We start from the raw sequence: 13479 nt of genomic DNA on the forward strand, positions 1-13479 counted from the left end.
AGGAGGCTGTAAAATGACCTTGACTATTGATCAAGTAACAAAAAAATTTGGTGAACACACCGCAGTGAATGAATTATCCCTTACCATTCCTGAAAAGACGATGTTCGGTTTTTTAGGAGCAAACGGAGCGGGAAAGACGACGACATTCAGAATGATGCTGGGGCTGATTGATGCTTCTGCTGGATCGATCACGTGGAATGGTGAGAAGATCGGCTATCACAACAGCTCGCAGGTAGGCTATCTTCCAGAGGAAAGAGGACTTTATCCTAAAATGAAAGTAAAGGAGCAAGTCGTGTACCTGGCCCGGCTAAGAGGAATGGAAAGAAAAAAAGCGGAAACTGAGCTTGCGTATTGGCTAAAACGCTTCAATGTTCCTGAGTATGAAAACAAGCGCGTGGAGGAATTATCAAAAGGAAATCAGCAAAAGATTCAATTTATTGCTGCCATTCTGCATAAGCCTGCGTTAATCATTTTAGATGAGCCATTCAGCGGACTTGATCCTGTTAACGTGGAACTTTTGAAAGATGCGGTGCGGGATATTCAAAAACAGGGAGCGACGATTATTTTCTCAAGTCACCGGATGGAGCATGTAGAGGAGCTTTGCGAGAGTCTTTGTATTATACATAAAGGATCTCCTGTGTTACATGGAAAATTAAAAGAAATAAAGCGATCCTTCGGTAAAAAAAATCTGTTGATTGATTCCGAGATGGACCTTCGCTATTTATCTTCATTTAAAGGTGTTGTAAAGATAAAGGAGAGAGTAGAGGGAGTGACTCTTCAAATTGAAAACGAGGAAATATCGCAGGCGATTCTTGCCGATATTCAGGGCAAAGGATTTATCAGGCGATTTTCCCTCGAAGAGCCTTCTTTAAACGATATATTTATAGAGAAGGCAGGTGCTTCATTTGAATAGATTTGGACTTATATTATCCAAAACGTATATGCAGAAATTAAAGTCAAAATCTTTTCTGATTACAACGATCCTATTTGCTTTAGCAATCGTAGTGGGAACGAATTTCCAGAGTATTACGGGTTTGTTTAATTCAGATGAAGGGGATGAAGAGAAGTGGGAGGTTGTAGTTCACGATGAAAACGGAGCTGTCGCATCTGCACTTGAACAGCAAATCGTTTTTGTGAATGAGCAAATTTCCATTATACCAAGTGAAGATGCACCATCTGACCTTGAAGAGCAGGTGGAAGAAGGGGAATATGACGCTTTATTGACGGTCATGCTTCAGGAGAGCGGTAAACTCGAAGCAACATACTTTTCAGATTCTCTGACTTCTGACCAATATTCTTCTGATCTGCAAATTGCAATGCAAACAATTCAGTCCAATCTGGCTGCATCTGAGCTTAACTTGAGCGCAGATGAACTAGCGACATTAAATATGCCTGTTGCATTTAATCACGAGTCTTTTACAGATGGAGCTAAATCTGCAGAAGAATTGGATGAAGCAAGAGGGCTTGTGTATATACTTATTTTTGTCATCTATATGTCTGTTCTTATATACTCCATGATGATTGCGACAGAAGTAGCGACGGAAAAATCATCACGCGTCATGGAAATACTCGTTTCAAGTGTCCCGCCTATTCAGCAGATTTTTGCGAAAATACTGGGTGTGGGTTTGCTTGGACTCACACAGCTTGCGTTGTGGGCGGCAGTAGGATTTATTTCTATTCAGTTAAGCAGTGATTCATTTGAAGGCGGGATTTATTCCCTATTTGACTTTTCAGGTAATAGTGTTGGAACGCTTGTGTATGGCATTATTTTTTTCCTGCTGGGGTATTTTTTATTTGCGGCACTTGCTGCATTCCTCGGGTCTCTTGTGAGCCGAACGGAAGATCTTCAGCAGATGCTCATGCCGGTGAATCTTTTAATTGTAGCAGGGGCCATGCTGGCATTTTTCGGCTTGGCGAATCCTGAAGGCACACTTATTACGATTACATCGTACATCCCATTTTTCAGTCCGCTCGTTATGTTCACGCGTGTTGGAATGCTTAACCTGCCGATGTGGGAGCCGTTGCTTGCAATCGGTCTGACACTCCTGACAATTTTTATTATCGGATGGTTTGGAGCAAAGGTTTACCGTGGCGGCGTTCTCATGTACGGCAATAGTTCATCATTCAAAGATATGAAAAAAGCGCTGATCCTCTCTAAAAAAGAAAAGTAAAATCAGCGCAAGCAAAATGTAAGTGCCGGGAAGCACCTAATGCGGATGGTCTTTTACTTTGATGCGAGGGGAATATTCCTTTACAATGAGAGTAGTCTAATAGTCTACATATAAAAGGGCAGGATGCTGAATACGCATCTATGAAAATAGCAGAACATTAAACATCGTTCTGCTCCTTTTATTTGCACCGAAAAAGCAAATACACTCAACAGAAACCCTAAAGAAGCAAACGAAGCAGACCGGGCTGAAAGCGCTTGTCAGTCGAGGCGCGAAGACCGAAGCAGAGCGGAGTTGCCTTAATCGGCAATGAGCATCTGCGACGGGGTGAGCAACGAAGAATGCGAGCGCTTGTCAGCCTGGTCTGCCAAGAATGAAGGAGAGTGCATGACAATGAAAGGAATCACCTTTTTAAACGCTGGAGATCCGGTAGACCAATATTTACTAATCAAGCAATCTACAAAAAGTGTAACGACTACAGGCAAGCCATTTTTAACCCTCATATTTCAAGACCGGAGCGGTGATATTGAAGCTAAACTTTGGGATGCGGGAGAAGAGGATGAAAAAAAATATGCAGCGCAAACGATCGTAAAAGTAACTGGAGAAATTCACAATTATCGAGGGAAAAATCAGCTGAGATTACGACAGATCCGTCCTGCATCTCAATCAGACGGAGTTTCAATCGGAGAGTTTCTGGAAACTGCACCTGTCTCAAAAGAAACGATGATGGATGAGCTGACTCAATATATTTTTGAAATGAAAAATCCAACAATTCAGCGATTGACTAGACATCTTGTGAAAAAACATCAAAAGGAATTTATGGAATATCCTGCAGCAACTAAAAATCATCATGAGTTCGTCTCAGGACTCGCTTACCATGTGCTTTCCATGCTCCAAATAGCGAAGTCTTTAACTACACTCTACCCTTCACTTAATAAAGATCTTTTGTATGCAGGAATCATTCTGCACGATATGGGGAAAGTGGAAGAGCTGTCAGGACCGGTATCTGCTTCATATACATTAGAAGGCAATCTCTTAGGTCATATCACTTTGATGATTAATGAAATTGGTCAAGCGGCAGAAGAACTTGGTGTGAAAGGGGAAGAAGTATTGATGCTCCAGCATATGGTGCTCTCCCATCACGGAAAAGCAGAGTGGGGATCACCCAAACCGCCGATGCTAAGAGAGGCTGAAATCCTTCATTATATTGATAATCTCGATGCGAAAATGAATATGATGGACCGTGTGTTAAACCGTACAAAAGCAGGAGAATATACAGAGCGAGTATTCGCACTGGAAAACCGCTCATTTTATAAACCGCTTATGTACGAGGATGATAGAGAATCGTAATCAGCAGGAATGTCAGACTGCTTTTTTGCATAGGCTGTCCATAACCAACGAAACAATGGATGCAGATCATTGTTTAATAAGGAGGAGCAGCTATGTTTCCAATATGGATCGATCTAATTATTGGCGGGATTGCGGTTAGTGCAGTAATGGCGGCAAGAGCAGCGTATGTGGAAAAAAAGGTAGAAAAAGAATGGATCGAAGAACACGGTCAAACGTATATTAAAAGAATGATTGAAGAAAAACAGAAAAGACTGGCGTATCGGGAAGAAGAATAGAGGACTATAGAGGGCTGGAGCTGCCCGTTGACTCCTGTTGGAGGTGACAGGAAGCTATGTCTTAGCAGCATGAAGCGCGAACGGGTACAAGCTCTCGTCCGTCCTAACGGAGAAAGTATTCTTAAAGCAGAACAAATCAATGAGCCTGAGACTTTTTCTCAGGCTCTTCTTCATACTTTTTTCATTGCATTTCCTGTTCTTTTTAAAGTATTCTCAGCTATAATTGCTGGTTTAAACCTCTACAGCCTACTCTTCGTCAGTGTCTTCAGCTGAATCATTTTCTGTATCTTCTTCTGCCGGCTCTTCAACAGGAGCTTCATCCGGCTCTGCTAACAGCGAATCGAATGCAGTTGATAATTCTTCATCTTTAACATCGATATCTGCATCGCGCATTATTTCCTGAATAATAGAGGATACCTGGGTCTGATCCACTTTTTCAAGCTTTAAATCACGCTCAATGTCATCACGCATTTCATCGATGCTTTCAATGTCTGCTTCTCTTGTTTCCGTTACTTCAATAATATGGTAGCCGAAATTCGTTTGAACAGGGTCACTAATTACATTTGGTTCTAGATTAAACGCTGCTTCTTCAAAGGCAGGGTCCATTTGGCCGGCTGTAAAGAAACCAAGATCCCCTCCTGATTCCTGAGCTGCAGGTTCAGTTGAATACTCCTTTGCAAGCTCTGTGAAATCTCCACCGTCTTCAAGAAGCTGTTTTACTTCCAGTGCGGTTTCTTCATCTTCAACTAATATATGACGAGCACTTACCTCTTTTTGCATTTGTTCGTAGGCTGACTGAATTTCTTCATCCGTTACTTCAATATCAGCAATTAATGCATTTTCCTGAAGCTTGTTCAGCACCAGCATTTCGCGGAAAGATTCCTCTGTATGACCCTGTTGGGAAACTACAGCGTTAAATTGTTCTTCACCGCCATATTGTTCTTTCATTGAATCTATTTCTTCATCAATTTCTTCGTCTGTGACAGGATACTTTTCCTGAAGAACATTTTCAAGGACCATCATCTGCAAGGCTTGTTCTCCTACTGTGCTTTTCATTTCCTCATAAAATTCTTCTTTCGTGATGTCTCCAGAAGCTGATGAAACAATGACTTCACTTTCTTCATCACTGCATGCTGCCAATCCTGCGACACCTACTGCCAAAGAAATCGTTGCTAACCACTTCTTCATACTATTTTCTCTCCTTACTTTATCTTTCAAACTAAGTACACAGCATACTATACCATATTTCCATAAAACGGAGTATGTCTTGTTTCTCACTAATTTTCTAAAAAGCAAATTTACATGAAATTCTTCATTTATTTTTCACAATTATGCAAGAATCCATTCTTGTGCCCATGCCATTCTTCATTGAAGTGAATAGCATAAATAAGAAAGGAAGGAGGGGTTAAAATGGGATACGGCTATGGTGGAGGCTTCGCTCTGATCGTTGTGCTCTTTATTTTGCTGATTATTGTAGGTTCAGCTTGGTTCTAAAATAAAGCAATTCCAAAAAGGAGGAAATACTATGTCAGGTGGCGGATACTACGGCGGTTTCGCATTAGTTGTCGTGCTATTTATTCTTTTGATCATCATTGGATCAGCTTGGTTCTAAAACAAGCGGATTGAATGAAAAAGAACGGACCCTATACGGTCCGTTCTTTATTATGTGTATAACACTTCTACATAAGATGATAAAAGCAGAATTAAAATTAAAATATTAATTGTGCGAAATACCTTTGGCTGCTTTTCATCAGGTATTTCTTTTTGTACACATAACTTATTCGTCATGCGGTTAATGGAGTATAAAATAAAGATAGTAAACAGAACAAATATCGCTGCTACGGAGACCATTGCCAAACCCCTCCTATTCTCTACCTACTACAATATCAAAAAATAAGACAAAAAAACAGGTTTAGCTCTTATTCTTTCAACTTGAATTACGGAAGCCCTCCGGTAATTCCACTATTTTTAACAGCGGATGGAGGGCAATTCTTTAATTATACATTTGTGTATTCCACGTTTTTAACCGGAACCAGAATTTCATACCCATCGTCGTACTCTTCTATAAAAGCCCCTTTTGGTGATTTAACCAGGCACTTAGCATACAAAAAATCAACCAGGCAAATTCCACAATGATAAGCGGTCAGCATAGTGAAATAATGCGAATATCCAGGAAACGAATAAGCCCCTGCAATCAAAAGCGTATTTATAATTAGAAATGGAGAAACGAGCGCTAAAATAAAAGCGGTTTTGGGTATTGGTTTTTTTACCCGTACGGACATAATTGGCACAAAATAAAATTGAAAACGTGTTTTAATGATGATGTCATTAAGATAGCTCAGCAAAGGAAGTACATGAAATAATTTATGTGATGGATAGATAATAAATAACCCAATCACAAAAAGTAAAAAATATTGGTCCTTTAGTGAAGTTTCGCTAATCAATTGTGAAAAAATATATAAGAGTGAAAAAACAGCCAGAACAAGGATCGCAGAGAACATAAAGATCCGATAAAATCCGTACTGTTTTTTTACATTAATCGATTTCCAGCAATGCATTTTCAATCGCCTCCTAAACTCGACGATACGTCAATTTTACAACCTGAGAGTTACTTTACTCTCCTTGAAAATAAAAATCAATACCTTTTTATAAAATTTACAAAACTAATAGTGAAGGGTTCACACTCAGCTTCGGATAGGATAAGACAAATCACCGGCTGGGGCACTATGGTTTATAGGGTAGAGTGGAGCCAGGATAAAGGGAAAGAAGGTCGCTGAGGGTCTGCTTCAGGCGAGCGGCGGACACAATTGTCATGTAACTCTCCGTTATGAATTCAAAACAAAAAAGCCACCGGCTGGGGTGACTTTACGGAAGCTGTAAAAGATTATGATAATAACAGAAATCAGGGTGATGAAGCAATTTCTCCAACGGGTGAAGAGGAAGAGGATGATTCTTTCTTTTTAATTTTTCCATCCTTCTCATAAAACTCAGTTTCAATATTATTAAATGATTTTTCAAATATTTTCATAAAATCATCACCATAGATGTTTTTGATGATGGACATCATCTCCATCATTTCAGGGAATTTGCCATAAATCTCCCGTAAAGGAGAAGCTCCCAGAAACACAGCATGCTGATCAGGAGAATAATTTTCCATTAAATCAAGAAGCAGCTGATCGCCTTTTTCAGTCAGCTGTATATACGTATTCCGTTTATCATTTTCCCGTTTTGAGAATTGAAGATAACCGCGTTCTTCAAGCTTTTTTGAAAAATTAAAAGCTGTTGAAACATGCATGACGCCAAACTTCGCCACGTCTGAAATGGACGCCCCTTTTAAATGATAGGAGATCCATAGAATGTGGTGCTCATTAATATTTAAATCATAGGGTTTAATCCAATTTTGCCAATCTTTTTCTATCGCTTTCCAAAGAGCTTTACTTAACTGAGCCATACGCTGACTGAAAAGCATGGCTTCTTTCATGGAAAAAGGTTGTTCATCCAAATCGCTCACCTACTTTTTACTTTATTATGGCACCGGCAGTACAGGAGACAGGGCATTTAAGATATTATAGCAATAAAGTAAAAATAAAAAAAGGTGTGAATAGATTTAATTTTCAAATAAATAATCCTTAAGCCTTTATTACAGAAGCAAATAGGGCAGTTGATTCTTGTTTAAATTTAGTTGGTATGTGTATTTATTCATGCCAGAAAAAATGTAGGATAATAAATTACCAGCAGGCAGCAAAAAAAACTGTTTCAGACGACTGAAAATGATTCATGACGTCTGAAACAGCTATGCAGGTAAAATTAATTGGTCAGGATGGCTGTGGTGTTGTTTCATCCTGATTGAGCGAGCGTTCAAGTTCCTCCATCGTTGCCTGAATAGCTGCAAGCTCATCCTGAAGATTGTTAATTGCAGGGTCTGATTCGCTTTTCCAGGCTTGAATAGATTCTTTTAATTCACTAACGACAGATTGCAGAGAGTCTTTCCCTTCTTTAGAGACCTGCTGTATGGATTCTTTCACCTGCTGAAGGTTCATTTGAACTTCAAGCATATGATCGGACCAGTTATCTTTCGTGTGTTTAATGGATCCGCGAAGCTCTTTGCCGGATTGAGGTGCTGAAAGCAGTGTGCTTGCAGCACCCGCTATAAACCCCACAAAAATTCCATAAGACAATAATTTAACATTCATTCATAACACATCCTTTATCATTTTAATCGGTTTAAATGTACGGTTTTGATCATAATGTAGAACAGGACCTCTTAAAGGAAGGAGGAATCTCACCATGTTGCTCATTAAATGGCTGTTTTTAATATGTACCCTTGCCTCTATTATTTTAACACTAAATTCAATTTTAAGAATACAATCAAAAATCATGTATCCTCCGAAACAAATTAGAATAAGAAACGCGGTGATTTTTGGTGCGGCCAGTCTCCTCTTCTTATCTTTAACCTATTTTACGTGGAAATAAACAACAAAAAAGAACCCGCCATACATGACGGGTTTTTGTAGAAATTTATGCAGCCGGCTGCATCAGGCTTGAACGTTTGATAATGGATTGAGCAACTGGATACATAACACCCATCAGCAATCCGTTTAACACGGTAGCCGGCAGAACAGCTGTGAGGATCAGTCCCATAATCGGTGCAGGAATGCCGACCAGAATTGCGGCAGTTCCCAAAAAGATTACTCCTGAAAAAATAGTGCCTGCTGAGGCAAGTAAAGCAGCACCAACCACTGTTTTACTGTATTTTGCAGTAAGCAGAACCATACCGTAAAAAACAAATGCAGACACCGGCTTGTCAATCAGGTTAGGCAAAAAGCCTGCCGGAAAAGTAGTGGTTAATCCCGATAGCAGTCCAGTTGCAATCCCCAATAAAAGCACATTCTTAACGCCGGGGAACAGCAGAATTCCGAGGAACATCATCAGTAATGACATATCCGGTTTCATGCTGAGGGTCCCAGGCAGCAGCAAATGCAGCGTTGCACCAATTCCCACAAATAATGATAATGCGACTAATGTTCTTGTATTCATTTCTCATCTCTCCTCGACTCATCTCTTTCTTTTCCCGGCATGTCCTTGTGACTGCTGGCGAAAAGTAATTTTATTATAGCATATTTTAAAAGAATGTCAGGTCATTTGATTATTTGTTGATAGCACTGGAAAGCTTTGCTGCAAGGGCTTTTAACTCGTCTGCAGTATAGTCATCTGAATGAGTTTGCCAACCTGGTTTAAAGCCGTCTTCCTCTCCATGTCTTGGCAAAATGTGCAGATGAAAATGAAATACGGACTGGCCGGCGTATTCTCCATTATTATTCAATAAGTTAATCCCTTTGATATCAAAGCTTTGTTTAATCGCATTTGTAATTTCAGGTACAACTGAAAACAGTTTCCCTGCAATTTCCGGTGACAGTTCGTGGATGTCTTTTTTATGTAATTTAGGAATGACCAGCGTATGGCCTTTTGTCACTTGGCTTATGTCCAGAAACGCATAGACATCATCGTCCTCATAAACCTTAGATGAAGGAATTTCTCCATCAATTATCTTACAGAAAATACAATCACTCATAGTTTCCACCCTTTCTTCAGTATAATGGTTATATTCTATCATAAGAAAGAACAGCTGGCAGAAACAAGTATATGAAGTTTTCTGCTGCGCGCAGCCCGGAAAAATCTGCTACAATAGCCGTAATAAGACGTGGAGGGGAAGAACAGGATGGCACTACTTGAAATTAAAGACCTTGTTGGCGGGTATACGCGAAAGCCCGTTTTAAATAATATAAATTTTTCAATGGACAAACAGCAAATCGTAGGACTGATCGGGTTAAATGGTGCAGGGAAAAGTACGACCATAAAACATATTATTGGCCTGATGGAACCACATTCAGGATCTATTTCTATAAATGGGATGCAATTAAAAGACCAGCCTGATCAATACAGAAAGAAATTTTCCTATATTCCTGAAGCTCCCATTTTGTACGATGAGTTAACGTTAGAGGAACATCTAAAATTAACCGCAATGGCATATGGTATAGAAGAGGGAGTTTATGAAAAGCGGATTCCCGGATTACTGGAGAAATTCCGCATGAATGGCAAAATGAAATGGTTTCCTGCTCATTTTTCTAAAGGTATGAAGCAAAAGGTAATGATTATGTGTGCATTTCTAACGAATCCAAGCCTGTATATTATTGACGAGCCCTTTGTAGGTCTTGACCCTCTTGCGATCCAGTCGCTTCTTGATTTAATGGAAGAAATGAAAGGAGAAGGGGCGAGTATCTTAATGTCTACTCATATTCTCGCCACAGCAGAACGGTATTGCGATTCGTTTATAATTCTGCATGACGGACAAGTCAGAGCGCAGGGGACGCTTGAGGATCTGCGCCAGGAGTTTTCGATGCCGGGAGCTACATTAGACGATATCTACATACAGCTGACAAAGGAAGATTCACATGAAACACGTTCATGAACTATGGGCGAGCCGCCTTCAGGATTATAACCGGGAGCTTCAAAAATACTTAAAATACATATTCAACGGGCACTTAATGTTTGTGCTGATTTTTGCGGTGGGAGGCGGGGGCTACGCCTACAGCAATTGGGTGGAAACATTAAATGATGAATTTAATGCAGCGGCTGTCATGGCTGTTCTGCTAGGTGTTATTGTCACCATGAGTCCAATATATACGTACCTGAAGGAACCCGATAAAGTATATTTGACGCCTTTGGAAGGTCAAATGAAACGGTATTTTCTCAGTGCTGTAGTCAGCAGCTTTTTCTTTCAATCCTACATCGTCATTGTCGCCTTGGCTGCTTCCATGCCCATGTATGTTAAGGTTTATGGTGTAGAGTTTTCTGTTTTCTTTCTGCTCCTTTTGCTTGTACTGGCTTTAAAAGCATGGAATCTTTTTATGCGCTGGACCATCCTGCGCTATCAGGAGCCATCTGCCCACAGAATGGATCTGCTTGTACGCCTGATCTTGAATTGTTTATTTTTATGGACTGTTTTTGCACAGCTTACTGCATGGGTCCCAATCGTGATGGCTGTTATACTCGTTGCTTATCTTACAGCTTTTAGAAAATTAACACTGGGAAAATCTCTAAAATGGGAACTGCTCATTGATTTGGAGCATGAGCGGCTGCACCGTTTTTATCGTTTTGCCAATTTATTTACAGATGTACCTCATTTAAAAGGACAAGCGAAAAGAAGAAAGTGGCTTGATCCATTTCTTGCGCGTTCACCTTTTGGATCAAAGCACACGTACCGCTATTTATTTGTTCGAACGTTCCTTCGGTCAGATGAATATTTTGGCCTGTGGATCCGCTTATCCATCATCGCTTCTGTGATCATCGCAGGGTCTGACAATATGTGGATAAAAATTGCGGCTGCCGTTTTATTCTTGTATTTAACCGGTTTTCAGCTTATTCCTATGCTGAAAAAACACGAGCTCAAGATATGGCCGGATCTTTATCCGCTGCCCGGCGAATATCGAAACGAGTCATTTAAGGGTGTTTTATCAACTGTTCTAATTGTGCAGGGTGTATTGTTTATTTTAATGAGCACATGGGGCGGCCAATGGTTTGATGCCTGTGCAGTTGCTCTTGCGTTCCTGCTGTTTTATGCCGTGTTTATGTATGTGTATGTTCCAAAGCAAATTAAAAAATGGTATACGCCCTTAAAATAAATAAAACGCCAGTGATCCGCACGCGGTTTCACTGGCGTTTTTCATCTTAAAAGCTGGTTAGGATTGTGCGTTGATGGCTGCAGCACCTAGTGTTTTTGCTGCAATCAGCATCGCTTTTTCATTAAAATCAAATTTGGGATGATGGTGAGGATAAGGTTTTTCCACATCATCAGGCTGTGCGCCTGTAAAGAAGAACGCACCCTTTCTTTCCTCAAGATAATAGGCAAAATCTTCACCGCCCATTTGCGGCTCGGTTTCTTCAATTACAGTGACCTCCGGAACAAGCTTGGCCTGTGCAATGATATGATCGGTTTCTGCTGCATGATTTACTACAGCAGGATACCCTCTGAAATAATCATATTGATAGTCACAATCGGCTGCTAAACAGGTTCCTTTAACGACCCTTTCAATTTCCTGCTCAATTTGGGTTCGGACTTCAGGATTAAATGTGCGGACGGTGCCGATCAATTTTGCCGAGTCTGCTATAACATTAAACGCATTGTCAGAGACAAATGAACCGACCGTGACGACTGCAGAATCAATCGGATTTACTCTTCTGCTGACGATTTGCTGCAAGCTGCTTACAAGCTGGGAGCCAACTACGATGGCGTCTTTTGTTTTATGCGGCTGCGCGCCATGCCCTCCGGCTCCCTGAACAGTAATTTCAAAGCGGTCTGCAGCAGCCATCATAGGCCCGGTGCGGTATTGGATTTTGCCCAGGGGTTCTATCGCCCACAAATGTGTCCCGAATACCACATCGACTCCATCAAGGCAGCCATCCTCAATCATAGGTTTTGCGCCGCCCGGAGCGTACTCTTCGGCATGCTGGTGAATAAATACGTATGATCCTGATAATTCATCCTTTATCTCATGTATGGCTTTTGCCAGGTGGAGCAGGGTAGAGGTATGGCCATCGTGCCCGCATGCGTGCATTTTGCCGGGAACCTTCGATTTATACTCAACTTCCTTTTCATCTTGGATAGGCAGGGCATCAAAGTCAGCCCGCAGTGCAACTGTTTTTCCTGGCTTTTTTCCTTCAATTTTCGCTGTCACACCATTTCCTCCAACACCGGTGCGAACTTCCACTCCCAATTTTTTGTAAAAATCTGCAATATAAGAAGCCGTCTCTTTTTCTTCGAATGAAAGTTCAGGATTCTGATGTAAAAAGCGTCTGATTTCAACCATACTGGAATAATATGAATCGAGTTTTGAGTACAGCGTTTGAATGGTCACGGAAACTCTCCTTTCGTATAACGAAATAATCATTTTGTACGTCTGCAAGTATATCATTTTCAAATAATTTTGACATCCTTTAGCATTTGTTTAGAATGGATTATACTGTAAGAAAAATCTATTGAAAGGGGGATAACATGAAGAAGGTATTTTTTCCATTAGGAGTTGTTACTTTACTGGCTGCTCTTCTTCTGATTGGAGAAATTAGATCCTCTTCTATCATTTGGATTGATGAGGCAGGCAGTCGTTTTTTTGGTTCGAAAGACGTATTTCTTTTATTTGAGTTTTTGGGATCGGAATGGTTTTTGGGCAGCTTGAGCATTTTAGCCGTTCTTTACTTATGGTTCAAACACAAAAATTATTTTGCAATGGTCATCGTTCTGCTGGCAGTTGCAGGCGGGAATGTTTTAAGTAAAGTGCTTAAAACATGGATGGAGAGAGATCGTCCTGTATCAGGAGGAATAGAGGAGACCTTTAGCTTTCCGAGTGGACATGCCATGGTCAGCCTTATTGCGGCGGTTGTCATTGTCTATTTGGTTTCTGCTGAATCCTTGTCACGCTCAAAGGCTGCAGCGGCCTATAGTACCGGCATTTTGTTTTCCATTTTAGCCGGCTTTAGCAGGCTTCCTGAACAGGCACACTATTTTTCAGATGTCATTGGAGGATGGCTGATTGGATATACCTATGCGGTAAGTTGTCTGCTCCTATATGAATGGCTGTTAAAAAAGAAGCAGTAAATAACTTCTAAGTTTCAAGAGCATAAAAAAACAG

Annotated in this window: 17 protein-coding genes; 9 read left to right on the plus strand and 8 right to left on the minus strand. The window is 40.6% G+C overall.

Going from position 1 to position 13479, the window contains the following annotated elements:
* Positions 1–13 precede the first annotated feature (13 nt).
* The 4 genes from ACQCT8_RS11820 to ACQCT8_RS11835 all read left to right on the plus strand — a co-directional run bounded on the left by ACQCT8_RS11820 (position 14) and on the right by ACQCT8_RS11835 (position 3793).
* Positions 14–913: an ABC transporter ATP-binding protein gene (locus ACQCT8_RS11820; RefSeq protein ID WP_426871339.1), complete on the plus strand. Its 900-nt coding sequence runs from the start codon at positions 14–16 to the stop codon at positions 911–913.
* Positions 906–2171, plus strand: a complete 1266-nt coding sequence (locus ACQCT8_RS11825) for an ABC transporter permease (RefSeq protein ID WP_426871341.1) — start codon at positions 906–908, stop codon at positions 2169–2171. The genes ACQCT8_RS11820 and ACQCT8_RS11825 overlap by 8 nt, the downstream gene beginning before the upstream one ends.
* Before the next feature lie 384 nt (positions 2172–2555).
* A complete protein-coding gene (gene yhaM, locus ACQCT8_RS11830) occupies positions 2556–3518 on the plus strand; it encodes a 3'-5' exoribonuclease YhaM (protein WP_426871343.1) in 963 nt (320 codons plus the stop codon).
* Positions 3519–3610: 92 nt separating this feature from the next.
* Positions 3611–3793, plus strand: coding sequence for a sporulation YhaL family protein (locus ACQCT8_RS11835; protein ID WP_426871345.1), 183 nt, complete (start codon positions 3611–3613; stop codon positions 3791–3793).
* A gap of 246 nt (positions 3794–4039) precedes the next feature.
* On the opposite strand, the gene ACQCT8_RS11840 is transcribed toward ACQCT8_RS11835, so the two are convergent.
* The gene (locus ACQCT8_RS11840) at positions 4040–4981 is read right to left on the minus strand and encodes a peptidylprolyl isomerase (protein WP_426871347.1); all 942 of its coding nucleotides are present in this window, start codon (positions 4979–4981) and stop codon (positions 4040–4042) included.
* 222 nt (positions 4982–5203) lie between these two features.
* Between ACQCT8_RS11840 and ACQCT8_RS11845 the strand changes: the two genes are divergently transcribed.
* Positions 5204–5287, plus strand: a complete 84-nt coding sequence (locus tag ACQCT8_RS11845) for a YjcZ family sporulation protein (protein WP_041058971.1) — start codon at positions 5204–5206, stop codon at positions 5285–5287.
* A 31-nt stretch (positions 5288–5318) separates the two neighbouring features.
* On the plus strand, positions 5319–5405 hold the full coding sequence (locus ACQCT8_RS11850) for a YjcZ family sporulation protein (protein ID WP_084215586.1): 87 nt from the start codon (positions 5319–5321) through the stop codon (positions 5403–5405).
* A gap of 50 nt (positions 5406–5455) precedes the next feature.
* Here ACQCT8_RS11850 and ACQCT8_RS11855 read toward each other — a convergent pair whose 3' ends face one another.
* From ACQCT8_RS11855 to ACQCT8_RS11880, 6 genes are all read right to left on the minus strand, one after another.
* Positions 5456–5644: a hypothetical protein gene (locus tag ACQCT8_RS11855; protein ID WP_278242097.1), complete on the minus strand. Its 189-nt coding sequence runs from the start codon at positions 5642–5644 to the stop codon at positions 5456–5458.
* 146 nt (positions 5645–5790) lie between these two features.
* On the minus strand, positions 5791–6351 hold the full coding sequence (locus tag ACQCT8_RS11860) for a DUF3267 domain-containing protein (protein WP_426871350.1): 561 nt from the start codon (positions 6349–6351) through the stop codon (positions 5791–5793).
* Positions 6352–6695: 344 nt separating this feature from the next.
* On the minus strand, positions 6696–7295 hold the full coding sequence (locus tag ACQCT8_RS11865; protein ID WP_426871351.1) for an HTH-type transcriptional regulator Hpr: 600 nt from the start codon (positions 7293–7295) through the stop codon (positions 6696–6698).
* A gap of 313 nt (positions 7296–7608) precedes the next feature.
* Positions 7609–7986: a YtxH domain-containing protein gene (locus tag ACQCT8_RS11870; RefSeq protein ID WP_426871353.1), complete on the minus strand. Its 378-nt coding sequence runs from the start codon at positions 7984–7986 to the stop codon at positions 7609–7611.
* A 325-nt stretch (positions 7987–8311) separates the two neighbouring features.
* Positions 8312–8830, minus strand: a complete 519-nt coding sequence (locus tag ACQCT8_RS11875) for a tryptophan transporter (RefSeq protein WP_426871355.1) — start codon at positions 8828–8830, stop codon at positions 8312–8314.
* Between the two features lie 109 nt (positions 8831–8939).
* Complete coding sequence (locus ACQCT8_RS11880) at positions 8940–9365, minus strand: HIT family protein (protein WP_426871356.1); 426 nt, start codon at positions 9363–9365, stop codon at positions 8940–8942.
* A gap of 147 nt (positions 9366–9512) precedes the next feature.
* On the opposite strand from ACQCT8_RS11880, the gene ACQCT8_RS11885 reads away from it, so the two are divergent.
* Entirely contained in the window at positions 9513–10262 is a 750-nt protein-coding gene (locus ACQCT8_RS11885) for an ABC transporter ATP-binding protein (protein ID WP_426871358.1), read from the plus strand.
* Positions 10246–11475 carry an ABC transporter permease gene (locus ACQCT8_RS11890; RefSeq protein WP_426871360.1) on the plus strand — a complete coding sequence of 410 codons (1230 nt, stop codon included), beginning with the start codon at positions 10246–10248 and terminating at the stop codon, positions 11473–11475. The genes ACQCT8_RS11885 and ACQCT8_RS11890 overlap by 17 nt, the downstream gene beginning before the upstream one ends.
* Before the next feature lie 57 nt (positions 11476–11532).
* Here the strand turns inward: ACQCT8_RS11890 and ACQCT8_RS11895 are convergent, their stop codons facing one another.
* Positions 11533–12660, minus strand: a complete 1128-nt coding sequence (locus ACQCT8_RS11895) for a M20 family metallopeptidase (protein ID WP_426871632.1) — start codon at positions 12658–12660, stop codon at positions 11533–11535.
* A 185-nt stretch (positions 12661–12845) separates the two neighbouring features.
* On the opposite strand from ACQCT8_RS11895, the gene ACQCT8_RS11900 reads away from it, so the two are divergent.
* On the plus strand, positions 12846–13445 hold the full coding sequence (locus tag ACQCT8_RS11900; RefSeq protein WP_426871362.1) for a phosphatase PAP2 family protein: 600 nt from the start codon (positions 12846–12848) through the stop codon (positions 13443–13445).
* Positions 13446–13479: the final 34 nt, after the last annotated feature.

It is taken from the genome of Jeotgalibacillus proteolyticus (assembly GCF_050107735.1).
GTDB classification, from domain to species: domain Bacteria; phylum Bacillota; class Bacilli; order Bacillales; family Jeotgalibacillaceae; genus Jeotgalibacillus; species Jeotgalibacillus proteolyticus_A.

Coding starts and splice junctions, on each gene's coding strand:
- ACQCT8_RS11885 (WP_426871358.1), top strand. CDS start 9,513: ATGGCACTACTTGAAATTAAAGACCTTGTTGGCGGGTATACGCGAAAG.
- ACQCT8_RS11880 (WP_426871356.1), bottom strand. CDS start 9,365: ATGAGTGATTGTATTTTCTGTAAGATAATTGATGGAGAAATTCCTTCA.
- yhaM (WP_426871343.1), top strand. CDS start 2,556: ATGACAATGAAAGGAATCACCTTTTTAAACGCTGGAGATCCGGTAGAC.
- ACQCT8_RS11855 (WP_278242097.1), bottom strand. CDS start 5,644: ATGGTCTCCGTAGCAGCGATATTTGTTCTGTTTACTATCTTTATTTTA.
- ACQCT8_RS11840 (WP_426871347.1), bottom strand. CDS start 4,981: ATGAAGAAGTGGTTAGCAACGATTTCTTTGGCAGTAGGTGTCGCAGGA.
- ACQCT8_RS11875 (WP_426871355.1), bottom strand. CDS start 8,830: ATGAATACAAGAACATTAGTCGCATTATCATTATTTGTGGGAATTGGT.
- ACQCT8_RS11900 (WP_426871362.1), top strand. CDS start 12,846: ATGAAGAAGGTATTTTTTCCATTAGGAGTTGTTACTTTACTGGCTGCT.
- ACQCT8_RS11820 (WP_426871339.1), top strand. CDS start 14: ATGACCTTGACTATTGATCAAGTAACAAAAAAATTTGGTGAACACACC.
- ACQCT8_RS11850 (WP_084215586.1), top strand. CDS start 5,319: ATGTCAGGTGGCGGATACTACGGCGGTTTCGCATTAGTTGTCGTGCTA.
- ACQCT8_RS11845 (WP_041058971.1), top strand. CDS start 5,204: ATGGGATACGGCTATGGTGGAGGCTTCGCTCTGATCGTTGTGCTCTTT.
- ACQCT8_RS11895 (WP_426871632.1), bottom strand. CDS start 12,660: ATGGTTGAAATCAGACGCTTTTTACATCAGAATCCTGAACTTTCATTC.
- ACQCT8_RS11860 (WP_426871350.1), bottom strand. CDS start 6,351: ATGCATTGCTGGAAATCGATTAATGTAAAAAAACAGTACGGATTTTAT.
- ACQCT8_RS11835 (WP_426871345.1), top strand. CDS start 3,611: ATGTTTCCAATATGGATCGATCTAATTATTGGCGGGATTGCGGTTAGT.
- ACQCT8_RS11870 (WP_426871353.1), bottom strand. CDS start 7,986: ATGAATGTTAAATTATTGTCTTATGGAATTTTTGTGGGGTTTATAGCG.
- ACQCT8_RS11890 (WP_426871360.1), top strand. CDS start 10,246: ATGAAACACGTTCATGAACTATGGGCGAGCCGCCTTCAGGATTATAAC.